The sequence below is a fragment of the Borreliella californiensis genome (assembly GCF_014205885.1).
Lineage (GTDB): Bacteria > Spirochaetota > Spirochaetia > Borreliales > Borreliaceae > Borreliella > Borreliella californiensis.
The window spans coordinates 17,955-43,021 of the sequence record NZ_JACHFB010000006.1 but is presented as its reverse complement, the minus strand read 5'-3'; the positions used below and the strand labels follow the sequence as shown (position 1 = coordinate 43,021).

At 23.3% G+C, this 25,067-nt stretch carries 21 protein-coding genes and 2 pseudogenes; 12 read left to right on the top strand and 11 right to left on the bottom strand.

Annotated features, from left to right (window positions below; genetic code table 11):
- Positions 1–292 precede the first annotated feature (292 nt).
- The 3 genes and pseudogenes from HNP67_RS05855 to HNP67_RS05845 all read left to right on the top strand — a co-directional run.
- On the top strand, positions 293–661 hold the full coding sequence (locus HNP67_RS05855; RefSeq protein WP_184125511.1) for a plasmid maintenance protein: 369 nt from the start codon (positions 293–295) through the stop codon (positions 659–661).
- A gap of 539 nt (positions 662–1,200) precedes the next feature.
- Positions 1,201–1,350: pseudogene (locus HNP67_RS05850) on the top strand (plasmid maintenance protein); the annotation flags it as partial.
- A gap of 595 nt (positions 1,351–1,945) precedes the next feature.
- Positions 1,946–2,137: pseudogene (locus HNP67_RS05845) on the top strand (plasmid maintenance protein); the annotation flags it as partial.
- Positions 2,138–2,444: 307 nt separating this feature from the next.
- Here the strand turns inward: HNP67_RS05845 and HNP67_RS07260 are convergent.
- From HNP67_RS07260 to HNP67_RS05825, 5 genes are all read right to left on the bottom strand, one after another.
- The gene (locus HNP67_RS07260) at positions 2,445–2,570 is read right to left on the bottom strand and encodes a hypothetical protein (protein ID WP_473246939.1); all 126 of its coding nucleotides are present in this window, start codon (positions 2,568–2,570) and stop codon (positions 2,445–2,447) included.
- Positions 2,571–4,105: 1,535 nt separating this feature from the next.
- Positions 4,106–4,330, bottom strand: coding sequence for a DnaB-like helicase C-terminal domain-containing protein (locus HNP67_RS07245; protein ID WP_184125513.1), 225 nt, complete (start codon positions 4,328–4,330; stop codon positions 4,106–4,108).
- A gap of 204 nt (positions 4,331–4,534) precedes the next feature.
- Positions 4,535–4,702: a hypothetical protein gene (locus HNP67_RS05835; RefSeq protein WP_184125515.1), complete on the bottom strand. Its 168-nt coding sequence runs from the start codon at positions 4,700–4,702 to the stop codon at positions 4,535–4,537.
- Positions 4,703–5,089: 387 nt separating this feature from the next.
- Positions 5,090–5,248 carry a hypothetical protein gene (locus HNP67_RS05830; RefSeq protein WP_184125517.1) on the bottom strand — a complete coding sequence of 53 codons (159 nt, stop codon included), beginning with the start codon at positions 5,246–5,248 and terminating at the stop codon, positions 5,090–5,092.
- 1,730 nt (positions 5,249–6,978) lie between these two features.
- Positions 6,979–7,119, bottom strand: coding sequence for a helix-turn-helix domain-containing protein (locus HNP67_RS05825; protein WP_417281425.1), 141 nt, complete (start codon positions 7,117–7,119; stop codon positions 6,979–6,981).
- Between the two features lie 544 nt (positions 7,120–7,663).
- On the opposite strand from HNP67_RS05825, the gene HNP67_RS06995 reads away from it, so the two are divergent.
- From HNP67_RS06995 to HNP67_RS05815, 3 genes are all read left to right on the top strand, one after another.
- Positions 7,664–7,924 (top strand): hypothetical protein, encoded by a 261-nt coding sequence (locus tag HNP67_RS06995; RefSeq protein WP_236845741.1) that lies wholly within the window; start codon positions 7,664–7,666, stop codon positions 7,922–7,924.
- A complete protein-coding gene (locus HNP67_RS05820) occupies positions 7,914–8,510 on the top strand; it encodes a virulence associated lipoprotein (RefSeq protein ID WP_236845742.1) in 597 nt (198 codons plus the stop codon). Before HNP67_RS06995 ends, HNP67_RS05820 begins: the two co-directional genes overlap by 11 nt.
- 1,614 nt (positions 8,511–10,124) lie before the next feature.
- The gene (locus HNP67_RS05815) at positions 10,125–10,808 is read left to right on the top strand and encodes a hypothetical protein (RefSeq protein WP_184125519.1); all 684 of its coding nucleotides are present in this window, start codon (positions 10,125–10,127) and stop codon (positions 10,806–10,808) included.
- A 145-nt stretch (positions 10,809–10,953) separates the two neighbouring features.
- On the opposite strand, the gene HNP67_RS05810 is transcribed toward HNP67_RS05815, so the two are convergent.
- Positions 10,954–11,532 carry a hypothetical protein gene (locus HNP67_RS05810; RefSeq protein WP_184125521.1) on the bottom strand — a complete coding sequence of 193 codons (579 nt, stop codon included), beginning with the start codon at positions 11,530–11,532 and terminating at the stop codon, positions 10,954–10,956.
- Positions 11,533–11,758: 226 nt separating this feature from the next.
- Between HNP67_RS05810 and HNP67_RS05805 the strand changes: the two genes are divergently transcribed.
- From HNP67_RS05805 to HNP67_RS05795, 3 genes are all read left to right on the top strand, one after another.
- Positions 11,759–12,712: a hypothetical protein gene (locus HNP67_RS05805; protein ID WP_184125523.1), complete on the top strand. Its 954-nt coding sequence runs from the start codon at positions 11,759–11,761 to the stop codon at positions 12,710–12,712.
- Positions 12,713–12,888: 176 nt separating this feature from the next.
- Entirely contained in the window at positions 12,889–13,215 is a 327-nt protein-coding gene (locus tag HNP67_RS05800; protein WP_010890253.1) for a hypothetical protein, read from the top strand.
- Between the two features lie 155 nt (positions 13,216–13,370).
- Positions 13,371–14,483, top strand: coding sequence for a plasmid maintenance protein (locus HNP67_RS05795; protein ID WP_184125525.1), 1,113 nt, complete (start codon positions 13,371–13,373; stop codon positions 14,481–14,483).
- Positions 14,484–14,685: 202 nt separating this feature from the next.
- Here the strand turns inward: HNP67_RS05795 and HNP67_RS05790 are convergent, their stop codons facing one another.
- Positions 14,686–14,979, bottom strand: coding sequence for a DUF5425 family lipoprotein (locus HNP67_RS05790; protein WP_184125527.1), 294 nt, complete (start codon positions 14,977–14,979; stop codon positions 14,686–14,688).
- Between the two features lie 350 nt (positions 14,980–15,329).
- Between HNP67_RS05790 and HNP67_RS07240 the strand changes: the two genes are divergently transcribed.
- Positions 15,330–15,479 carry a helix-turn-helix domain-containing protein gene (locus tag HNP67_RS07240; protein WP_301366273.1) on the top strand — a complete coding sequence of 50 codons (150 nt, stop codon included), beginning with the start codon at positions 15,330–15,332 and terminating at the stop codon, positions 15,477–15,479.
- A 440-nt stretch (positions 15,480–15,919) separates the two neighbouring features.
- Here the strand turns inward: HNP67_RS07240 and HNP67_RS05780 are convergent, their stop codons facing one another.
- Entirely contained in the window at positions 15,920–16,582 is a 663-nt protein-coding gene (locus HNP67_RS05780) for a hypothetical protein (protein ID WP_184125529.1), read from the bottom strand.
- A gap of 395 nt (positions 16,583–16,977) precedes the next feature.
- The gene (locus HNP67_RS07235; RefSeq protein WP_184125533.1) at positions 16,978–17,130 is read right to left on the bottom strand and encodes a transposase; all 153 of its coding nucleotides are present in this window, start codon (positions 17,128–17,130) and stop codon (positions 16,978–16,980) included.
- A gap of 831 nt (positions 17,131–17,961) precedes the next feature.
- On the opposite strand from HNP67_RS07235, the gene HNP67_RS05770 reads away from it, so the two are divergent.
- Positions 17,962–18,702: a ParA family protein gene (locus HNP67_RS05770; protein WP_184125530.1), complete on the top strand. Its 741-nt coding sequence runs from the start codon at positions 17,962–17,964 to the stop codon at positions 18,700–18,702.
- Positions 18,693–18,965, top strand: coding sequence for a hypothetical protein (locus tag HNP67_RS05765; protein WP_184125532.1), 273 nt, complete (start codon positions 18,693–18,695; stop codon positions 18,963–18,965). The genes HNP67_RS05770 and HNP67_RS05765 overlap by 10 nt, the downstream gene beginning before the upstream one ends.
- 4,970 nt (positions 18,966–23,935) lie before the next feature.
- On the opposite strand, the gene HNP67_RS05760 is transcribed toward HNP67_RS05765, so the two are convergent.
- Both HNP67_RS05760 and HNP67_RS05755 read right to left on the bottom strand, forming a co-directional pair.
- A complete protein-coding gene (locus HNP67_RS05760) occupies positions 23,936–24,208 on the bottom strand; it encodes a hypothetical protein (protein WP_184125532.1) in 273 nt (90 codons plus the stop codon).
- Positions 24,199–24,939 carry a ParA family protein gene (locus HNP67_RS05755; protein WP_184125530.1) on the bottom strand — a complete coding sequence of 247 codons (741 nt, stop codon included), beginning with the start codon at positions 24,937–24,939 and terminating at the stop codon, positions 24,199–24,201. Before HNP67_RS05755 ends, HNP67_RS05760 begins: the two co-directional genes overlap by 10 nt.
- Between the last annotated feature and the right edge of the window lie 128 nt (positions 24,940–25,067).

Genomic DNA, 25,067 nt, shown 5'->3' with positions numbered 1-25,067 from the left:
AGGTTAATCTTGAGAATAGAAATATCTATACTAATTAAAAATTATATATATAATTTTTAATTAGTATAGATATTTCTATTCTCAAGATTAACCTAAATAGCTAAAACTTTAACCCTAAATAATAAAAAATTAATTTTTGCAATTTTTACAAGAAAACACTACTACTTAATTGTAAATATATAAAATAATCTTATGCAAAACTTTATAAATATATTGTTTTACGCTAAAAAAATTTAAAAATACTGTGCTATATTTGTAATATAAATTTAATATAATAGGGGGTTAATTCATTATGGATGGAGTAATTAACAATACATTAGTCGCAAAAATGCAAAATAAAATCAAATTTAATAAGAATAAGTTAATTATTCTTGTCAAAACACTAAATCATATGAATGAAGAATTATTCTATAGTGCAAATAAAAATTACACTTATTTCTTAATAAAAAACAAGTTTAATGCGGCTCTCGCTAAAACTAATCAACATGGAGTTAATTATAAAACCCTATTAGAATATCTTGAAATATTAGAAAAAACCCCAAAAATAATCTTAAAATGTTCTACAAATAAAGAAAATAAAAGCTTTATAGGCCTTTATATACTCCTTTACCCTGTAGAAGATTGTTGCACTAAAATTTATAGTTCTCATCCTAATATGTAAGCTAATATAATCCAGAAAATTATTTTTACATAATAGAATGCAATTTTAAAAATCTAGACCTATTACGCTCTAGAGCATAATAGGGCCCAATAAAGAATATTCTGATCCATAAGTAAAAAAGATAGGGACATATAGTAATTAATTTTACAATTAATCCCTATATGTCCTTAATAGCACGGAAAACTATTTTACGCCATTTATAATGGAACTTTTTATGTCTTTTTAAAATTTTACCCTATTTTAAATAGGGCAAATACAAGAAAAATCTAGGCCTATTATGCCCTAGACCATCATAAGCCTAATAAATAACAATTACTAAAATATATATAAATAAACCGTAAATTGGGGAAATTAGTGTTACATAAAATGAATAGGGCTTAAGACAAATTCTTTATAAAAAACTTGCTTTAAGCCCTATTTCATGATCAGATTTTTACAATTCGAGTTCGCATCGAACTATCTATAGTATAACAAAAATTAAAATATAGTCAAGTTATATTGTAAACAGATCAGTTTTTTTTAACAAGGAGGGGTCATATATGAATACAAACCCAATAAATAAAAACCCTAGAAATTGCTATAATAAAGTTCAACATAAATTAATAGTTCTTATTTCAACAATGTGCTATCTAAACAAAACACATAAGAAATATACACAAAAAACCATACTCTATTATATGACTAATAATAAAAATTACTAGGAATACTAATTTGGAAAAATTTTTGAAAGAAATATCAAAAATGAATTGCAAAAATACGCTATCTTATCACTTAATAATTCTTGTTTACACACTAGACAACATTGACCTAAGTTCAAATACTGGGTACTATAGTAGAGGCTTTATCTTCGCATGTTTAATTCTAACATACATAAATATTGCAATACTAGTGAAAATATTGGAATAGATTTATTAGAAAAAAATCTCGATAATTTAGAAAACAAACTAAAAATCATAACTAATAAATATAACGTAGAAAAAAATATATTCAAACTTTATTACACAATTAATTATCCTCTAAAAATATGTTATACAAAAATTAAGAATTCCTATAAATAGCTATCTATCATAGAATAAATAACAATTTAATCTTAGAGAATTCGCATTAAAAATGATAGGCACTCATAGTAATTCATTAGTAAAATTACTATAAACACCTTAAAAATTCTTGGAAATTATTTTATGAATTTATCAAAAATCAATATATCCCAAATTGAAATTAAAATCCAGATATATTAATAGCATAATTTGCGAAAATTAAAGTCACTATAAATACAAATATAAATTGATAGTTCTTATCTCAACACTAGCCTATTTAAACAACAAAAATCAAAAATATACCCCAAAAAAACATATTATATTATTTCAATAAAAATTTAAAAAGAAATGGTCAAGCCATCTCTACATTAAGAACTATGCAAAAATATATTTATAAATTGAAAAAGAAATAAAAGTCACAACTAACTATTATCAAAATACAAGCTAACAATATCTGCGAACCATTATTTCTACAATCTTTATATATTTTATTATTCGTCAAAACTTTGTAAAACAGCTTTCACATATTCTATAAATTCTTTTACCTCTTGCTTTTTAGCCATTGTCTCAGCAAAAATAAGATCCTAAGTTATTTTTTTTAAAAGCTAAAACCCTGGGCTTTACTTAGAGCTTGTCTAGACAATTGTGATGCATAAGATACCTTATTTTTAATCTCTAATCTTTTAATAAATAATACTTTCTTCTAAACTTTTCTGAGCATTATCAAAAAAATAAAGCTGCAGATCTTATCTCTTGTTCTGCCATATTAATCTATTTATAAATTCATCTAATTTAATAATATCTATCTTTAAATTATATCCCAATTGTGTTAGTTTATTTATCTTACCTTTATTGTTCTTATAATTTTCCATTAATGATGTTTTTTTATTCTGAATCTTGCTCATCGCTCATCACATTATAAAAATCATCTTTTATTGAAATACATTCATCTTTAACTATACTCAGATCCGTAATTAACTCAGAAAATAATCCAGAGTCTCTAAGAATATTTTATATTTTCTATATCTTTAATTGCTTTATTTGCTCTCTTTTCTTCATCAGCAAAAGGAATTAAATCCTCTTTTTTTATTTCTTCTTTTTTTGAACACGCTCAGTTGGAATATTTGGTATATTAACCTTGTTATTCAATAATTCTAAAGACTCCCCAAACTCTATAGAAATTAAATTATCATATTTCCGTTCTCCAAAATTTTCAATAATAACATTAACACTGTATATAAAAATAAATCTTTTCTCATAAAAATATTATCCCTTTATCCTAATCAAAAATATATAATGATTGTTAATTAAGATTATATTAATTTGCTTAAATTAGAATAAACTATAAATAATTTTACTCTTTTTAATTATTAATCATTTAGGTAATATCTTATTGATTAATCTATTTATTAACAAATTAATCTCCACCAAAATTTCATAAATTGCACTATCATTTAATTATCAAAATATATTTATTGAGGAATAAACCTAAATAGCAATAGAATCAATCACTAATATAGGCAATCTAAACAACTTTAAATTACTATATCATTTATATCCGCAGATTGATGATGAAAATCGTAAAACAAGACATACTAGATAACCCTAATTTTAATGTTGGAATGTGAACTGCTATTTCTATCAAAGATTATAGAAATAGCTTCTTGCATCTTCCCATGGTAGCTTTTGGGCTTTTTTTGCAATAAAAACTTAGGCAGTTCCTGCCTAAGTTTTTATTTCTTTATAATAATAAGCTTAGAGGTTATACTTGCATTTATATCTCTATCATGCATGTTATTGATACAAGAATTATTATTCTATTGTTCACTCCGAATTTTTCTAATAAGAATTTTCTATGATTTTCTAGATTTTAGTTACAACTTTGTTTTAAATCTTGCGCTAAATTGGGTATGTCTTTTTGTAAAGCCTTATCCTAAATTGCTTTTCTAAGTTAATATATTTCATAATTTACACTCTTAATACAACTATACATTTTTTTGTTTTATATAAAAATATTATACCTCCCAATACTTTTGAAAAGCATTTCTTTTGATTAACATTAGAACATATTCTATACTTATAAGCTTTAGCAACATTCATATATTCCATTATTATTATCTATGAATTTTGTAAACTTAGGTATAAAGTCCATAACTGCAGTAACAGTAGCTCCACCTCTATTTTTAGCGACTATAACTTTTACTTTAGCCACACCTATCCCAACTTAAAGCATTATTATTAAGTTTATATTCTTTATTCTTTTGATGCAAAAAAATTTACAATGCGCATCCTGCTCTAAAGCCCCCAATTTTTAAAATTGCTAAACTAGGCTCTTTTACCTTCTTTACACACACACCTACACACTTCTGATAACTTGCGACAAAGCTATTATTAGAATTTTTCAAACTCAAAAGCAAGTGCACATAATAGTACGGATCGAAAATGAATATTGTTCAAAAAGAAAAACATTATTCTGCAACATAGTAATTAAACCTATATAGTCAATGAAAATAATCTGAATATTATAATTTTTTTTCATTTTTCTAGCTTGAGCTTTTAATTTGTGTATTTGAATGCCTTGCATACTTTTAATATAAAAAGATAAATTATTAAGTTGAAAATACCTTAACATGCAGCTAGCTCATTTTTATTAATTAAATTACTATCATCAATCTTATAATATATTTGACTTAACATTATTTGAAACAAGTCTTATTACAATAGATTTAACCCACATTTCAAGCGTAAAAATCCAACACTCTAATTTTGTTTAAAGCCCTATTCATTTATGTCAAAAGGTCCTAAAACCAAATTTCCATCTTTTATAAACTCGTCATCAAGCACTTATAATAGAAGCAATCGGCACTCCTTTTGTATGTAAATTGACCATAAAAATTTTAAAAAAAGTGCTGTCTATCAAACTGCCAATTACAACACTTTCTAAATCACGATTAAAAAGGCCATTATTTTCAATAATATCTTTAATACCAAAATTATTTTTCATTTTTAGAATCATCCTTAATTATTACTTAAAGCTCTCTTAGAAAATCAATTATATTTGATCTTCAGTAATATCTTGTTGTCAAAACTACTTCTTCCTTCCCATAATTTATCCACTTGCCAAAAATATTGGGACACAAATCAAAACTAAATAATAAAATATTTTCAAAATCACCCAATACTATGCAACTAAAATTTCCAATTTTATATTTTTAATGTAAACAATCAAATTAGTTACAATACCCGTGATATTTAAATCTTTGGAATAAGATTTGAATAATTATTTTACTGAATCAAATATTAGCTTATATAATTTTTTAGAAAATCTTATTATTACACCCCCAACAAATAAGCCCTCGCTCGGAGAATATACAAAAACACACAGCCGATTTCAACCCCCAAACTCAATGTAATAAGGCTTTATTAAAAGTTTTGATTTTTTTATAAAATTTACAAACATAAAATCACTGTAAAATTCATCATACTTGATTTTTTTAAACCCATAGAACATGCCTAAAACGCATCTCCTGCATCTTTTAAATAGAAACAAATCAATCCATTTTCCTCCTTATTAAAAAATTATGAAAAAAAATAGAAACTTGTCTGCTCCAACCACAAACCCTTTCAAAATATTCATAAATTTTTATGATACAAGGTTTTCATACTACTCTGATTTATAGATAATTGCTTTATAGACTCATATATCCCAAATTAGTAATGCTTTTCTCCCAAACATTACTTTTTGTATACATTTAATTGATAAATCCTATATTGCTGTGTTTTCTATAATTAACCACAAAATAATAGAACAATTATGTAAAAAGATTTTTCTTTGATTTTATTTTTTTTTGATTATTAACTCTAAAAGTTATCCTATTTTTATACTCTTATATTTAGAAAATCCTTGTGTTCTATTTTCTTTTTAAATTTCTCTAAAAAATTCTTATACGCAGAGTTTAACTTTATTAACAGTAAAGCCTATTGCTTCCATTAAAGCAATAAAAAATTGAAAACATTTTTCTCCTGTACCAGTGTTAAAACATCCATTTTCACATATTTTTATTTCTTAAATAACCTCCATTATAGCTATGCTTTCCACTTCTCATCAACAAATTTATCAAGAAATGAAAAATATTAAAGCAAGCTATTAATAAACATTACGCAAAGTCCTAATATATACCTTGCTATCCTACTATCAAAGTAATATAACATACAAGTTTATCAAAATACTATTATTACTAAACTTAAAAAGCTCTATTAAAATAGATTGCTCTAGAGCTAATAAATATGATACCTAGATCTATACTAATTTTATCTTTTCTCAAGAATTATTAAATAATAAATCATTATATTGATCCATAGAAAATTAATATTATAAGCATATAATAAATAACTTTTAATAAATAAATTTATTTATTTATTAAAAGTTATTCAACCATATTACAAAATAGATTTTTAAAAAACTTAAACTACTATAAAATTTCTCGCAATAAAAATATTATTATGATAATCTCAACATTCTATATTGAATATTGGATTATCTTTGATATAAGATTTTAGATCTTAATTAAGGAAAACATTTATAAAACATAAATATTTAAAGAGGCTTATTCGTTTTTCTATTTTTAAATGCTTGCAATCCAGATTTCAACACCAATCAAAAAGATATAAAGTATCAATCTAGTAAAAAAGGACTAAAATCTAAGGAAAAAGGATTAAAACCTAAAATAGAAGCAATTCTAACGCAAAAATAAGACCCAAATTAAAGAAGCAAACCTGGTTTAAAAAGAAAACTCTAACCAATAATAAAATCTTAATAAAAATGGAAAACACACTGCTTGATAATTTAAGAAATTTAATAGAAACAGCTAAAACAGAAATTGCATATTGGAATTGCCATAATACAAAAACCTACCTTTTATTAAAGATAAGTTTAACATTCTAACCCAAGATTATAAAGAATTTTTAAACTTTAATTTACATAAACTTTAATTCTAATAATAAACAAACTGCTATTCCTACAAATCTTTAATTTAATAATAGTAGTATCAATAGATTAATATACTAATGATATATTCTTTAAAAGAAGTATATTTAAAGTTAATTGATGTAAAATTAATTACCTTTAATAATTTCATTTTTAATAATTGGCGGTTACAAATAAAAATTTAAATTACATAACAAATCAAAGGCTTAATTATAAATTAATCAATCAGATAATGATTAATTTATAATTAATAGAAACTATTTTTTATATTTACTCGGGCAAGTAATAAAATTTTACTTATTTTTTTCATAGTAATCCATCCTATCACTTAACATTTTGCTATATAAAATCTTACACATCCAAATACTTTTGAAAAATTTCTTTTGATTAGTGTTAGAATATATTCTGTACTTATAAGCTTTATTATCACTCATATATTCTATTAATTATCATCTAGTTAATTGCTAAAATAAAAATACCTGCATAAATGCCAAACTTTCATCTTCTCTTTATCAAATAATACTTAAATATATATTATTTATGAAAAACCCCAATGAATTCAATTATGATAAGGATTATATTCATTTATTATTAGAATATACTTTCAATATTCAAACTCTAAATTCATCAATAATCTAAAAATAGCATCTTAAAGATATATAAGGAAAAATATTCTACTTATTTAGATAAACATTGCTTGAAACCTTATTTTTGATATGAAAACTATTATGCCACATCTCTTGCTGGAAAAGCCTCTATTAGGATACCAAAAAGTGTTCAGGGTCAAAATAACTATTTATTAAAATATTTGATAAGAATCAATCAAAATAATTTTTAGAAAGCTCAAAATACTATAAAACTTCTTGCAATGAAAATATGGTTGCAATTATTTTAATAATATATCTATATTATATTAAATATAACTTAATATTAATATTAAATTATATTGATATTAGATTTTAATTAAGGAGAATGTTCATGAAATATAACATCATTGCTAGCTTATTTATTTTTCTATTTTTAAATGCTTGCAATCCAGATTTTAACACCAACCAAAAAGATATAAGGTATCAATCTAGTAAAAAAGGACTAAAATCCAAGAAAAAAGGATTCAAACCTAAAACAAAAGCAAACTTCAATCAAGAAGTAAACCCTAATCAAGAAATAAACCCCAATCAAGAAATAAACCCTAATCAAGAGGAAATCACTAATAAACCCAGAAGACAAAATGTCTTATGATTTAAGAAATTTAATAGAACAAGCTCACGCAGATAACGAAAAATATAAAAAAAAGTTGGAAGAAGAACCTGAAAACCAATATGGATTGCTGGAAGCTTTCAAACTCATTTTTTGGTCAAGCTCCAAAGAAGTAAATATAAAGGCATCCGACAATAGCAGAATATCTAAAAAATATAGAAAAAATATTTATAGCACCCTAAATATTGATGATAATAAATTAGAGAACTTTTCAAAAATGCTAACAGCATCACCTCAGATGCTAGAAGTATTTAGTACCCTTAACGACCTTGGAAATATTTTTGAAGAGGTAATTGTTAGCTTATATTCCAAAAAAGAAACTCTAGAAGAACTAGGAATTCCAAATTTAGATAAGCTTAAAAATTTGTTTGAAAAATTATTATCTATAAAAACAACAGTCTCTGAAATTATGCACCAACTTTTATTAGATTATCAAAATAATAAAAATGGTATAAACACAGATATAAATAAGCTTGGCTCTCATGCAAAAATAATTTACAATCAAATACTAGTAAAAGAGATAGAAGCATACGAACTACAAAGAGAAATATTTTCAATATATAACTAACCTTTAAGTTATGTATTAAAATTGTTACAATAATGCAAAAGCCTACCTTTTATTAAAGGTAGACTTAACGCTTTAACCAAAAATTAAAAAGAATTTTCCACCTATAATTTACATAAAAATTTAATTAGAGATAAGTTTGTAAAATTAATTTGTGTATTTTAAATATGCTTTTTATGATCTCTAAAAACTCATCTAGTAAAAAAGACAATCGCTTTTAAACCAAAAATAAAATAATGCCTACTCGTATTTTATAATATCTTATACTTAGCGTACGTGACACATTGTTAGCTTTTAATAATCGCTGTATATATATTGTTAATTATTAACATAGTATAGTTGCTAACTACAGACATAAATATGTAAATTCCAAGCTTTCATCTTTTTTGTCCAAAGAATAATACTTATTTTCTATAAAGAATAGGAAATAAGTATTATTAAATTCAATTGTGATAATGATCTAATCATATTCATTTATTAATAGAATTTGCTTTCAATATTCAACCTTCTAAATTCATCAATAATTCAAAAAAAATAATCTTAAAGATTTATAAGAAAAGAACATTTACTTATTTATATAAGCATTATTTAACTCCTTATTTTGGCTCTAAATAATATTTGATTTTTTCTGCAAAAATCAAATATTAAAAAAAAATTTTAAAATATGTGGGAATACTCAATTATTGAACTAATAATTGAGTATTAAATATTCTCCTTTTTTAAAATTAAAAGAATTTATTATCAATATTTACTTCATACCATACATTCTTTTAAATGAACCTCTTATCTTTAAGGGGTTTTCTTTTTGTATATAGAAAATAAAAAATCAATTAAACTCTTTAACTTAAAACTCTTGCTAAACAAATATATAAACTTTTTTAAGTTATCCTAATTGATAACTTTAACAAAGAATTATTCACCTATAATTTCCATGAAATTTAGATTGAAATGAATTTGTTAATAAATAGATTTATTTTGGCTTTGAGTATACTTTTTGATGATGCCAATAATTTAGTAGAAGATAAATAACTTTTAAAGACCAAAATAAGGGATTAAATAATGCTTATATAAATAAGTAAATGTTCTTTTCTTATAAATCTTTAAGATTATTTTCTTTGAATTATTGATGAATTTAGAAGGTTGAATATTGAAAGCAAATTCTATTAATAAATGAATATGATTAGATCATTATCACAATTGAATTTAATAATACTTATTTCCTATTCTTTATAGAAAATAAGTATTATTCTTTGGACAGAAAAGATGAAAGTTTGAAATTTACCCATTTATGCTTAAAATTATGGCTAATTATAAAAAAACTAAGAAAAAAACGACTTGAAACAAAGCTGTGAATCATCCCCTTTTTAAAATAACCACTCTTTAAAAAAGAAACTAAAATCTATCATAGAATATAGCAAGCTACTGTTTCTAAATCTTTGATTAAAAACAATAACTTGCTTATCTGACACAAATTTTCACAAAATATTAAAAGAAATAATCTCTAAAAACCCAACAAAACCTACTTGTATAGCTAAAATTTATAAAATTTTTAGACTTAATAGATAAAAACGGTTTACTAAAATTATTCAAGACTGATATCATATAATAAGTTGTATAATGAAAAGTAAAACTATTATATTCTTAATATTTTTGATTAAAAATCTGACAATATATGCTCAAAGCATAAACTACGAATTTAAACAAGCTAAAATTAAAAATCTAAAAGGGATATTTATTAATTATAAAGTCTATCTAGCAAAAGATTTGGCAATTGACAATGTAAAAACCTTAAACCATATTTCTACATTCAAAATCAATCTTGTTATTGACAAAAAAATTGCAACTTCTATTAAAAATGAGCAAGATGTAATTAGAGCCGGAAACGAATACGGAATCTTTTTAGAATTTCAAATCAATAACCGCATATACTACGCCAAATTTTCATCAATAAAATATATTTTACAAGCAATTGAAAGTTTTACTAAAATTAAAAATACAATTAATAATTTAGAAATTAAAAATCTTGAAGGAAATGGAATTTTTTTATACAAAAATGGTCACTCATACAATTTAAAAACAGATTTTCAAGAAACAGCAATATTTGTAAATTTTCTTGGCTTTAAAGATAATACAGGAAGGCCTTACTTTATCTTTTATTATGACAATATAGACAATAAAGATAAGAATTTAAAAACAGTCTTAATTTCTTTTGAAGAATTCCATAATGGAATAAGAGAAGGACTATTCTTGCTGAGAAATGAAAAGGCCATACTAGAATTCATAAATTTTTCAAAAGATTGACAGAATAGATAATATTAAAAATATTTTAAAGTCGATATAATAATAAATTAGTATCAAAAAACTTGTTTATATTAAATGCTCTTAATCCATATCCTTTCTAGCAGGTTCCCATTTAACTTGGACTTAAAAATTATTCAAATTAAAGTCAACCACCACCAAGCACTTTAACTTTTAAGTTAAAATCGTCCAAAAACTTTTTAAAAGGAATCTTATTAAAACTTACAATAACATCGTTCCTAAATGCATAAATTCTAAATGCCGCTATATCATCATTACCCAAAGCAACAAATCTTATAAATTCACTTTCTGGAATAATAAATTTATAAATTTCTACTTTAATATTTTTTTCAGTAACCACTGTTGTATAATCATAAGGAAAATATGAATCATAAAAATTGTTATAATAAACAACACGTCTACTGCTCTCTGAAACCAACTCTCCTTTAGACTCAAACCTAGTGTCTGTAATTATCTTTTCAAGCTTTATTTGACCAGAATTTCTAGACTCAGCTCTAACCAAAATAAAGTATTCCCTTTTATTTTTCAATTTATCATATTTAATAGAAATTACAGACTTAAATATCGCATCTCTAGAATAATTTGCCCCAATATCATATTGTGAATCCAATATTTGAGAAAACCTATCATAAGCTATTTGATAAGTTTGACAAGAAACTAAAAAAGATACAAAAATAATATACTTTAAAATAAATTTTAAACTCATTAAAATCCCCCTTAGTTTATCTTATATTTATTTAAAATAAAATTCTCAAAAATTAGAAAATTAAATAATATAATCAATTAAAATAAAATATTCTAATTTTATAGCTTGAATTAAATTCAAAAAACTATTATTATTAGGTGTTGTTCTAACAAAAACCAATTTAAAAGATTAGACTATATCTAATCCCAATTTATATAAATTTCAAAGTGCATCTATAGGAGAGATTGTGTATACTGACCCATGGTCAATTATTAACACTTACTTTGTAAAAAACAAAAAAATCTTCATTATTAACCCAATAGCTTTTAAATTTGAACTTAATTTTGAAAAAACTACTCAAACAAATTCAAAAGAGAATATAGCACTTAAAACATTTAAAGGCGGAATTATTAGTTTGCAATTAAGGTCAAATGAATTTTCTAAATTACCACAAGACATTCTAAAGGGAAAACTTGAATTTTATATTAACTATGTAAGTGAAGAAAAACTCAAAATAGTTTACGACATGATGGTAGTCAAAGTTTATACAATTGATTTAAAATCTAGCAATAAAGATAAAATTTACCTAATCGAACTTAAAATACTTGGCTCTATTTATAGAAAAGAAAATATAGAAAATGCGTTTATCCCTATTATAAAAAATAATAATACTTACCTTTTTGAAAACAAGGCAAACAATCAAAAAGTTAATTTACTATTAAAGGGCATCAAGAAGACCATTGAATTTCCCTTTTTAACAAAAATCAGCTATTCAAATATCAAAACTATTAATACCGCCGATATAAAAACTAATGAAAATTTAAATGTAAACATTAAAACAACAAATAGAATGTTATTAAATCTAAGCACAAAAATCTACGAAGAACTAATCTTAACAAAATCAAATCAAATCAAAACTATCAACAACAAACAAAAAATTCTAAAAACATTAAGCTCTTTTATTGAAAATGAAAATGGATTGGGAGGAAAAATAAGGTTAATTTTCTTAGAAAGAATAAGTTTTTTGCCCCAAAATTTATACTTAAATAACTTAGACTTTATATTAAATGACCTCAATATTATACAAGAAAATAGCTGTATCAGAATCGACATCACCTTATTAGAGGATAAAATTGAAAAAAAATACTTAAACCAAGCCTCAAGTATAAACCCATTTCTTAAAAATATCACGTTATTGTAAATTCCTTGGTAAGATAAATTGCTGTAATTCTTGACAAAACAAATTACTATAATCTTCCCGAACTACATAACCTAACAACTATTAACAAACTCTCTAACAAAAAGTATTCAACATATAACCCAATATCCTTGAAACTAACACACAATATATAATAGAATGAAATTAATGAGGTATTTATGTTAAGTATTAACGGTGTAAGACTTTATTCTTTAAAAGAATTCCAAAATATATTAGAAGATTCTTATAATCTTTCAATTAGCAAAAATACTATATCTAAAAAATCAAAAATTTTAAAATGCGCAATCCATGTAGACAACCGGCCTTACCTTTTAGAAGATTTTTGCACATATTTTCTAATGGACTTTAGAAGACCTAAACCTATAACAAATAGTATGAAAGAAACAATTCAATTAAGAATTGAGCAAGCAAAAAAAATAATGAGCCGAAAATCTACAAAACATGAAATACAAATTGCTTCAAAAAAGATGGGTCATATTTTATAATCTATTATATTGACATTTTAAAACCATTACTATAAAATATAGTAAAGAGCTAATTATTTCGTTTGTAATACAGTAAGAATTTAGAATGCAAGCCAAATAATTGAAAAAGCTTCTGAAACCACAACAAATTTAACTTCAGAAGCCAGGATAATATAATGATAATAAAAATAAAAAATAATGTCAACACAATTTTTAATAATCTTATAACATTAGAAGAAATTATAAGGTACAATCAAAAAAACACAAGCTCTAATTTAATAGAATTAAAACACTCAAGACTAAAATCATATTTAACTAAAAAAAAGTCCATATATCAAAGGATACTCAAGGTATGCTGGGCAATTGAACTTAAAAACAAAGAATACTATAAATCTAACAAACTTAAAACATATTCCACAATAGAAATATACAATATAGTTAATAAATGTCTTGGAAAAGATAATAAAAAAATATCAATCAGGACCTTGGAATATGATATATCATTTTTAAATCAAATACTCCTAATAACAACTAAACTAAAACATTTAGGCAAGAATAATGGAAGCTTTGCATTTTATATACAAAACAAAAACCTTTGGAAACACCGTTTTACAATTATTCAGGAAGCGATTAATGAAGAAATAAAAGAATATTTAAAAGACAAAAAAATAGTACCTGACTTTTCTAAAGAGATTAAAAATACTATCAATAAGAATAATATAAAAAATATAAAATCTAAAAGCTCAATTGCAGATGAATCAATTGCAGATGTTATACCTAAAGGTATAAAAGATATAAATAAGATAAAGAATTCTACAAAAAAAGAACATGAAAAAATAAATAAAATTTCTTACAAAGAATATATTGTAAATAAGTTAACAAAAGTTTACAAAATAGAAAAATCGCAAATAACAAAAATACTCCAAACAAGTAATAATGAAAAAACATACATAAATGCATTGAGAAACTTGAATTTGGCAATAACTAAATACAAAGAAGAATATAAAATAGAAGACATCTTAAATCATTTTATAAGAGAATTTAAAAGTAGGTATAGTAAAAAAATATGGATGATGAACGGAAAAACCGATAAAACAAATGACTTCAACGAAATTTGGGAAAAAAGATTTAAAAAAACGGTTTTAAGTAAAAATTTAAAAGAAAAATATCAAGGCAAATATGAAAAAGAAAATAAAAAAATTGTTAATAATAAAAAAAGAGTAAGTATTCTTTTTTCTGACAACAAAGGGTTTAAAAGAATCAGCAAAATCAAAATTAATCAAAATTAATTGCTATTGAAACATAAGAAAAAACCCTAGCATATACAAGCTTTATTCTTAAAATTTTTTCACTTCAACAACATTTAACATATATTTGAGCACATGAATTTATGTCAAAAAAATATGAGAAATTCACATTTAATATACAAATTAAAAGCCTCTAAAATTAAACTGTAGGCAAAGAGTTTTTTTATTTTCAAAAGAAAACCAATCATCTTTTTTTACAAGATGTATGAGTTTTATCATAGTAAGTTGAAACATTAGATATTCTAGAAGAATAAGAATGGTTTTTATTATTATTTGCATTTAATTCAATTTGAGAATTTTTAACTTCGGAATCTTTTTTGCCTAAACATTGATAGTCTAAATTATTCATATATTTATTTTCAAAATCCGAAATTTTATCTATTTTGTTTTGGTCGTTATTTATTGATAAGTCACAACCCAATACCAATAAAAAATTTAATTTTATAGATAATAAAGAAATAATAAATTTTTTGTTCATAAATCTCTTTCTCCTCAATTCTAATAATCAAAATTTACCTTGCAAAAACCACAAGTAACAATATTTTAAAATTTAAAGTTATGCATTATTGTAGCATATATAGCCAATTTATTTTTTAATAAAATACAAGTAGGTAAAGTTTATATCTATTTTTATCAATTTTTAGTCATAGAAATTGTATTCTAAATCAACCATTTTTTAAAGCAAAATTTTAACAAAATTCTCTCTTCTTATAAAAGAAATATAAACTAGTAAAAAATGTAAAAATATTATTTTATAACACCAAAATAATGCATCAAATTATTATCTATTTTTTAAATAGAATTGAAAATTAATTATTAATATACTAAATCCAAAAGAAATTTTCAAAATTATTTAGATGTGCAAGATTTTTGTATAACAAAATGTTAAGTGATAGGAAAGATTGTTGTGAAAAAATAAGCAAAATTTTATTGCGTATTCAAATAAGTATAAGTATAAATAAGAGTTTTTTTTCCTAAAAAAAAAGTTGATATCTTAAACATAGCTCTTTATATCGCTATAAATTGATTTATCCAGTCTGTACCCATACAGGAGCATTTAAAGCGATAAAATTATTAAAAAAGTAGTAATAAAAAAATACCGACAGCAGTTTACATCTTAATAAGATTATTAAAATTTTATACTTAATATTCACAATAAAAATTTTTAGTTAATATATGCTTTTTAAATTTTCATTTTTTCTATTTGCTATAAACTTATTAGTTTAGGCTCTGAATGTTTTAGTTTTTTAAAAAAAGAAGTAGTCCCTACCCCTAATCTTATTTGGAGAGGATTAATAGGGGTGTTTGGGACTGTTGGCAGATTGTTTTCTACCTTACATATATAATATTTTATTTTTTTAATTTTGTAAATATTATTTAATGATAATAAATAAAATTAAACTTTTTTAAGCAAAATGTTAAATTTTGGCTTTTCCCCCATGATTACCTTTTAATTTTTTAGTTGTGCTTTTTGTTTTAACATTCTGTTGTTGTGATTGACTTTCAATTTTGTTGATGGCTTGTAAAAGCCGTATTTGACCCTTATTAATGGTTTTTTTCTCGTGTTTGAGCTTTAAAGGGTTTAATTTCTGATTCATTGCTTGAATTTCTTTGATTTCTTCTGAAGTTGGTTCATAGTTTATCCATTTTTTATCTATCCAGCCTTTTTCCCATTCATAATAGCTTTCATTAAAGTTGCTTCTGCTTTGTTCGTCGAAGTGTCTTGCTAGTGCGGCAATTATTTTTGTTCCATATTTAAGCATTTTTTCTGTTTCTGTTTTTGTAATAAATGTATCGTAGTCGTAATTTTCTCCGGTTTGCATATTAATAATATCAACTATAAGTTTAAAAGTATTTATACAATTCATTGCAATATTTGTAGATGAAAAATTAGGATCACTAAGGGCTCTAATATTAAGTTCATATTTTTTCTTTAAGCTTATGGGAATTTTAAAAAAGTCAATTATAAAGCCATTTATTTTTGCTCGATAATTAGCTTCATATTGGGAATTCCCAAAGAAAGTTCCTTTTATGCCCCCAATTATATATTCATTATAGTTTATTGTTATTTCTTTTTGCATTTTTATCCTTTAAAAATCAATTATTATAATTTATATATTATAATATAGTAATATATATCAATTGATATTAATTATCAATTGATATATATTACAAGTAAAAAAATATTTTTAATTTTGTTTTTTTTCTAAATTGTTGTAAATTTTAATTTATCTTTAACCTTTAACCATTTATAAAAAGTCCTTAAGAGAGAAATTTCTTAGGGCTTTTTATAAATTAAATAAAAAATAATAAAGAACTATTCATCTATAATTTCTTTGAAATTTCGGTAGAAAGATGAGCTTGTAAAATAGATTTATTTTAGCTCCGAATTACTCTTTATGATTATCGGTAGAGTCTTATAATATAAATAAGGCAATAGTTTTAGGCCAAAAACAGGGCTTCCAGCAATACTTATTTAAATAAGTAGAATATTTTTTCTTGTAAGTTTTGAAGATACCGTTTTTATATTATTGATTAATTTAGATGGTTGAATATTGTAAGTAAATTCTAGTGATAAATGAATTTGATTCTTATCATAATTGAGGTTATTAAGGGGTTTTTCATAAATAACATGGAATAATCAATATTGGGCAAAGAGAATACCAGCATTTATAAATACAAAATTATATTCTAATGCCAGCCAAAAGAAACTTTTTTTAAAGATATTTAGATATGTAAGATTTTTATATAGCACAATTTTAAAGCGATAAGATAGATTATTATGAAAAAATAAGCAAACTTTTAAAATTAATAATAAAAAACCCATGAAAATAAGCTTAAGGAATACTAAAAGAAAATTATCAAAAAAACCAAAAAAGAGACTTTTTTATATAAATTATTTCTTTGCTTTGTAGTTTAGGATGTTATAAGTTTATAAGACAATTATAGTATAAATTAGGATTGTATGGATTCTATTTGCATAAATTAGTTGTATATTTATGTCAAATAAATTATATGGTAATTGGGGTATTAAAAATGTAACTCTAAAATTAAGTGCCACTAGGTTAACTTACAGTGTTTTGTATGTTAGAGATATAAAACAATTCTAAATTTTAGGCTTTTTAAATATAAATAAATAAAAACCAAGACAGAGATTTCCTGAAGTCAATCTTGTTTATCATACTATTGGTGTGGAAACCGTTCTGATAAAAGGCCTAAAAAGCTATCATGGTATGAGGTAAAAAGCTGTTTTTATAATTTTTGAGTAGAAATAGTAGTTTAATAGTTTTTAAAATTATATCAGGGTTAATTCATTGGAAAATTTTGTAAAAGGAGCTTCATAGGCAGAGATTAAAATAATTAATATATGATATAAAATAATTAATATATGATATAAAATAATTAATATATGATATAAAATAATTAATATATGATATAAAATAATTAATAGGAAGTTTGTATGAAAAAAATAGCATTTCATATTCAAAAAGGCGGTGTTGGTAAAACTACTTTAAGCGGGAATATTGCAAGTTATTTATCTAAAACAAAAAAAGTTATATTAGTTGATTGTGATATACAGCAAGGAAGTTCTTCTACATGGTTTCTTAATCATGAAATTCTTAAGTTAGATATTAAAGATTTTCTTTTGAAGAAGATAAATATAGATCAAATATTAAGACGAATACAAAAAAATTTTTATATTTTGCCATGTGTGCCGAGCGGAACTTTTAGAAGAGATGTGCAACATGAATTGCAAGATTTTCCATATTTGATAGATGATTTTTGCTTGGAATTAGAGAAATTGGGATTTGAATTTGCGATTTTTGATCTGTCTCCCAGTTTTGAGCTTTGGGAGCGAAGAATTATTCTTGCAATGTGTGAAGTTGTTACCCCATTGACTCCAGAATTTTTGAGTCTTGAGGGAATTAATATTTTTAAAGAAGAGTTTGATTCTTTGTTAAAATCTTATAGGAAAAAGGTTAAACACGAGAAGATTATTTGTAATATGCTTAATAAAAACTTTAAAAGACATAATTTACACTTGAAGCAATTTAAAACTTTTGGATATGATCTTTATGAGGTTGGGCAAGATTCCAAAATAGCAGAATCCCAGTTGTATAAAAAGTCAATTTTTGATTATTGTCCCGAGAGTAGGTCTATCTTAGAACTTTCAAGATTGGGAGATGCTTTATGCCTATAAGCAAAGAGGTTGATTTAGAAGAAGTTATTAAACAGAATATTAGTAAATCTAAATTTGCTTTTCGTAACGATGATGTTATTGATAATAATATTTTAAATGTTAAGCCTAGTAGATCAAAGATGATGATCAAGCAAATAAGTGTGGGGTTGAAATATGAATATTGGATTGAATTTTATTCTATTTTGGACAAAAAGGGATTGACAGCTTCTGGTTTTATAAGAACTTTAATTATGGAATATATAGAAGCTTCCAAGAAAAAATAATTTTGTTATTTAAATTTTTAACAAAAAAATAATAAAGAATTATCCAGCTATAATTTCTTTAAAATTTGGGCGGGTATGAATTTGTTGGTAAAAGATTATTTAACTTCGAATATATTCTTTGATGTTATCAATAGAGGGTTCTTCGGTATAGATAGTCAATAACTTCTAGACCAAAAATAAGATTTTCAGGGTTACTTATATAAATAAGTAAAATATTTTTTTTATTATAATAATCTTTGATTAAGATACTATCTTTAGATTATTGATGAATTTATAAGGTTGTATATTAGCAATGCTAATTCTTATTATAATCAAATTCGTTATTGGTTATTTTACATAAGGAACAAAAATAGGTATTATTTTATTGAAGATATAGGACAGAAACTCATCATTTATGCCTATAGTTATTTGACTAACTCTGGGGGATAATTAATAAAATATATGCAGTGAGTATTAAAAGGTATTTCATTTCTATATACACTAAGTAATTATTATAAAATAATAGAAAATATGAGCGCTGATAAAGCTTATAAAAACAAAGTATATTCTAACACTAATCAAAAGAAATTTTTTAAAAGTATTTGGATTTGCAATATTTTTGTAAAATAAAATATTAGGTGATAAGAAAGATTCTTATGGAAAAAACAAGAAAAGTTTTGGTATTAATCTAGGTAAATATAAAAATAAATTTTCCTTCTTAAGGAATTTAATACTTTAACTCCTTTTAGTAGTGCAGGGATTAATTCAAACCCTGTGTAATAATTTTTAGATAAATTAAAAAAGTAAGCAAGCCGTAAGGATTTACTAGATATAGAATAAAAATCCCAATAAAAATATAAAATGAATATAAAGCTTATCTAAAATAGGTTTTGTAAAGTTATGCCTATATAGAAGCATTGTAATAGCAATAACCTTATTATAAATTTAGTAGTAGAAAAAAAATACCGATAATAAATATTATATTTCAGTAACATTTGAGAGCTTATATATTAAAATAATAGTAAAACTAAAAATAATAGAAAAGAGTGATGAGGATGAAAAAACGAATCATAATGAATATTTATAAAAAAAATAGGCTTAAAAAATACTAAAGAAAGCTATCAAAAAAAAGGTGTTATTAATAGAGCTAAATCTAGATCAAGGATCACTAAGCTGTATAAAAATTTAATTTTAAAAAAAATCCTTTTAAATAAAATTGTCTTATTATAATTTAGCTAATTATAAGGCCTAATAATAGGGGACTTAATAAAATTTTATGCAAAAAAAGGAATGTTTGGGTTGCGGATTATGCTTTGGTAGATTGTCGTTCTTAGAATAAAAAATAATCTAAAAAGTTATCATATGAGATACAATCAGTTAGCTTAATTACAATTAATACAATAAGTAAATCATTGTATTAATTGTAATTATGGCTATTGATAAAATAATAAATATATAAAACTTATTATTAATAATTAATAGATAAAAAATTAATTGTAACATTTCTATTAATAATAATAAAATATCAAAACATTTTTGGCAAAACATGATTAATTTTGTAAAAAATGTTTTTAGCTGCATGTGAAAATATATTAAACACATAGTCAAGCATGAACAAACGATTATTGTTGTCATAAAAATTTTAAATCTCCCTCAATTTCAGTCTATCTCAATTTTTTAAAAATTCCATTTTTGGTTATTGATAGTTCTGTAGTATTATCTGTATTTATTATAAATGTATGTTATAACTTTAATATTTGAGAGTGTTTTTAAATGTCGGTTTAGATATGTTATTTTTTGAAAAGTTTTCACACAAAAAAAATTTTTATTTTCTCTTTTTTACTCGTCTTGTTCTATTTAATAGGCATTCTTTTTTTCTCTATAGGCTTTTAAAAAATTAAAGATAATAAGTACATATCTTTATAATCTTTATTTAATGTTTTAAATAAACTATATTGATCCAGATCTAAGAAGTAGTTAAGATTTGTTTTTTGAAAATTTTTAAAATAATAAGATTTTCTAGGTAGTTATTTGATTTTTATTATTTTGATTGCGAACGCTTTAAGCGCTATAGCATTTTAACCAATTCTAATAGAATATACTTAGAAAAATATTTGTTGGGAGATTATTGCGTTTTAAATAGTTTGGTGTTATAAAATTTTTTAAAATTTCTTCTTTTAGGATACAAATATATAATGCTCCCCCCCCATATTCTTTGGAAGTCCCGTTCTCTAATGGTTTATAGGGGATGATTTCCCCTTGTTTTTTTAATCTAAGTAGTTTGATATAAATGGTATTTTTTATACATTTATTTTGCATAGCTTGTATTACTTTTAAAGTAAAATATTTTTTATTTTGTTATCATCAAAAAGTATCATTAAATTTCTTCTATTTTTATTATATGGAGTATATACTTTGTTATAAGTAGTCAATGTGTTAAATGAAGGATAAAAGCTATTATTTTTGTAATTTATGAATTAAGTTTTATACCAAATAACTATAATATATATTATAGTTATTTGGTATAAAACTTAATTCATAAATTACAAAAATAATAGCTTTTATCCTTCATTTAACACATTGACTACTTATAACAAAGTATATACTCCATATAATAAAAATAGAAGAAATTTAATGATACTTTTTGATGATAACAAAATAAAAAATATTTTACTTTAAAAGTAATACAAGCTATGCAAAATAAATGTATAAAAAATACCATTTATATCAAACTACTTAGATTAAAAAAACAAGGGGAAATCATCCCCTATAAACCATTAGAGAACGGGACTTCCAAAGAATATGGGGGGGGAGCATTATATATTTGTATCCTAAAAGAAGAAATTTTAAAAAATTTTATAACACCAAACTATTTAAAACGCAATAATCTCCCAACAAATATTTTTCTAAGTATATTCTATTAGAATTGGTTAAAATGCTATAGCGCTTAAAGCGTTCGCAATCAAAATAATAAAAATCAAATAACTACCTAGAAAATCTTATTATTTTAAAAATTTTCAAAAAACAAATCTTAACTACTTCTTAGATCTGGATCAATATAGTTTATTTAAAACATTAAATAAAGATTATAAAGATATGTACTTATTATCTTTAATTTTTTAAAAGCCTATAGAGAAAAAAAGAATGCCTATTAAATAGAACAAGACGAGTAAAAAAGAGAAAATAAAAATTTTTTTTGTGTGAAAACTTTTCAAAAAATAACATATCTAAACCGACATTTAAAAACACTCTCAAATATTAAAGTTATAACATACATTTATAATAAATACAGATAATACTACAGAACTATCAATAACCAAAAATGGAATTTTTAAAAAATTGAGATAGACTGAAATTGAGGGAGATTTAAAATTTTTATGACAACAATAATCGTTTGTTCATGCTTGACTATGTGTTTAATATATTTTCACATGCAGCTAAAAACATTTTTTACAAAATTAATCATGTTTTGCCAAAAATGTTTTGATATTTTATTATTATTAATAGAAATGTTACAATTAATTTTTTATCTATTAATTATTAATAATAAGTTTTATATATTTATTATTTTATCAATAGCCATAATTACAATTAATACAATGATTTACTTATTGTATTAATTGTAATTAAGCTAACTGATTGTATCTCATATGATAACTTTTTAGATTATTTTTTATTCTAAGAACGACAATCTACCAAAGCATAATCCGCAACCCAAACATTCCTTTTTTTGCATAAAATTTTATTAAGTCCCCTATTATTAGGCCTTATAATTAGCTAAATTATAATAAGACAATTTTATTTAAAAGGATTTTTTTTAAAATTAAATTTTTATACAGCTTAGTGATCCTTGATCTAGATTTAGCTCTATTAATAACACCTTTTTTTTGATAGCTTTCTTTAGTATTTTTTAAGCCTATTTTTTTTATAAATATTCATTATGATTCGTTTTTTCATCCTCATCACTCTTTTCTATTATTTTTAGTTTTACTATTATTTTAATATATAAGCTCTCAAATGTTACTGAAATATAATATTTATTATCGGTATTTTTTTTCTACTACTAAATTTATAATAAGGTTATTGCTATTACAATGCTTCTATATAGGCATAACTTTACAAAACCTATTTTAGATAAGCTTTATATTCATTTTATATTTTTATTGGGATTTTTATTCTATATCTAGTAAATCCTTACGGCTTGCTTACTTTTTTAATTTATCTAAAAATTATTACACAGGGTTTGAATTAATCCCTGCACTACTAAAAGGAGTTAAAGTATTAAATTCCTTAAGAAGGAAAATTTATTTTTATATTTACCTAGATTAATACCAAAACTTTTCTTGTTTTTTCCATAAGAATCTTTCTTATCACCTAATATTTTATTTTACAAAAATATTGCAAATCCAAATACTTTTAAAAAATTTCTTTTGATTAGTGTTAGAATATACTTTGTTTTTATAAGCTTTATCAGCGCTCATATTTTCTATTATTTTATAATAATTACTTAGTGTATATAGAAATGAAATACCTTTTAATACTCACTGCATATATTTTATTAATTATCCCCCAGAGTTAGTCAAATAACTATAGGCATAAATGATGAGTTTCTGTCCTATATCTTCAATAAAATAATACCTATTTTTGTTCCTTATGTAAAATAACCAATAACGAATTTGATTATAATAAGAATTAGCATTGCTAATATACAACCTTATAAATTCATCAATAATCTAAAGATAGTATCTTAATCAAAGATTATTATAATAAAAAAAATATTTTACTTATTTATATAAGTAACCCTGAAAATCTTATTTTTGGTCTAGAAGTTATTGACTATCTATACCGAAGAACCCTCTATTGATAACATCAAAGAATATATTCGAAGTTAAATAATCTTTTACCAACAAATTCATACCCGCCCAAATTTTAAAGAAATTATAGCTGGATAATTCTTTATTATTTTTTTGTTAAAAATTTAAATAACAAAATTATTTTTTCTTGGAAGCTTCTATATATTCCATAATTAAAGTTCTTATAAAACCAGAAGCTGTCAATCCCTTTTTGTCCAAAATAGAATAAAATTCAATCCAATATTCATATTTCAACCCCACACTTATTTGCTTGATCATCATCTTTGATCTACTAGGCTTAACATTTAAAATATTATTATCAATAACATCATCGTTACGAAAAGCAAATTTAGATTTACTAATATTCTGTTTAATAACTTCTTCTAAATCAACCTCTTTGCTTATAGGCATAAAGCATCTCCCAATCTTGAAAGTTCTAAGATAGACCTACTCTCGGGACAATAATCAAAAATTGACTTTTTATACAACTGGGATTCTGCTATTTTGGAATCTTGCCCAACCTCATAAAGATCATATCCAAAAGTTTTAAATTGCTTCAAGTGTAAATTATGTCTTTTAAAGTTTTTATTAAGCATATTACAAATAATCTTCTCGTGTTTAACCTTTTTCCTATAAGATTTTAACAAAGAATCAAACTCTTCTTTAAAAATATTAATTCCCTCAAGACTCAAAAATTCTGGAGTCAATGGGGTAACAACTTCACACATTGCAAGAATAATTCTTCGCTCCCAAAGCTCAAAACTGGGAGACAGATCAAAAATCGCAAATTCAAATCCCAATTTCTCTAATTCCAAGCAAAAATCATCTATCAAATATGGAAAATCTTGCAATTCATGTTGCACATCTCTTCTAAAAGTTCCGCTCGGCACACATGGCAAAATATAAAAATTTTTTTGTATTCGTCTTAATATTTGATCTATATTTATCTTCTTCAAAAGAAAATCTTTAATATCTAACTTAAGAATTTCATGATTAAGAAACCATGTAGAAGAACTTCCTTGCTGTATATCACAATCAACTAATATAACTTTTTTTGTTTTAGATAAATAACTTGCAATATTCCCGCTTAAAGTAGTTTTACCAACACCGCCTTTTTGAATATGAAATGCTATTTTTTTCATACAAACTTCCTATTAATTATTTTATATCATATATTAATTATTTTATATCATATATTAATTATTTTATATCATATATTAATTATTTTATATCATATATTAATTATTTTATATCATATATTAATTATTTT

Coding starts and splice junctions, on each gene's coding strand:
- HNP67_RS05855 (WP_184125511.1), top strand. CDS start 293: ATGGATGGAGTAATTAACAATACATTAGTCGCAAAAATGCAAAATAAA.
- HNP67_RS07260 (WP_473246939.1), bottom strand. CDS start 2,570: ATGGAAAATTATAAGAACAATAAAGGTAAGATAAATAAACTAACACAA.
- HNP67_RS07245 (WP_184125513.1), bottom strand. CDS start 4,330: ATGTTAAGGTATTTTCAACTTAATAATTTATCTTTTTATATTAAAAGT.
- HNP67_RS05835 (WP_184125515.1), bottom strand. CDS start 4,702: ATGAAAAATAATTTTGGTATTAAAGATATTATTGAAAATAATGGCCTT.
- HNP67_RS05825 (WP_417281425.1), bottom strand. CDS start 7,119: ATGAGTGATAATAAAGCTTATAAGTACAGAATATATTCTAACACTAAT.
- HNP67_RS06995 (WP_236845741.1), top strand. CDS start 7,664: ATGAAATATAACATCATTGCTAGCTTATTTATTTTTCTATTTTTAAAT.
- HNP67_RS05820 (WP_236845742.1), top strand. CDS start 7,914: ATGTCTTATGATTTAAGAAATTTAATAGAACAAGCTCACGCAGATAAC.
- HNP67_RS05815 (WP_184125519.1), top strand. CDS start 10,125: ATGAAAAGTAAAACTATTATATTCTTAATATTTTTGATTAAAAATCTG.
- HNP67_RS05810 (WP_184125521.1), bottom strand. CDS start 11,532: ATGAGTTTAAAATTTATTTTAAAGTATATTATTTTTGTATCTTTTTTA.
- HNP67_RS05800 (WP_010890253.1), top strand. CDS start 12,889: ATGTTAAGTATTAACGGTGTAAGACTTTATTCTTTAAAAGAATTCCAA.
- HNP67_RS05795 (WP_184125525.1), top strand. CDS start 13,371: ATGATAATAAAAATAAAAAATAATGTCAACACAATTTTTAATAATCTT.
- HNP67_RS05790 (WP_184125527.1), bottom strand. CDS start 14,979: ATGAACAAAAAATTTATTATTTCTTTATTATCTATAAAATTAAATTTT.
- HNP67_RS05780 (WP_184125529.1), bottom strand. CDS start 16,582: ATGCAAAAAGAAATAACAATAAACTATAATGAATATATAATTGGGGGC.
- HNP67_RS05770 (WP_184125530.1), top strand. CDS start 17,962: ATGAAAAAAATAGCATTTCATATTCAAAAAGGCGGTGTTGGTAAAACT.
- HNP67_RS05765 (WP_184125532.1), top strand. CDS start 18,693: ATGCCTATAAGCAAAGAGGTTGATTTAGAAGAAGTTATTAAACAGAAT.
- HNP67_RS05760 (WP_184125532.1), bottom strand. CDS start 24,208: ATGCCTATAAGCAAAGAGGTTGATTTAGAAGAAGTTATTAAACAGAAT.
- HNP67_RS05755 (WP_184125530.1), bottom strand. CDS start 24,939: ATGAAAAAAATAGCATTTCATATTCAAAAAGGCGGTGTTGGTAAAACT.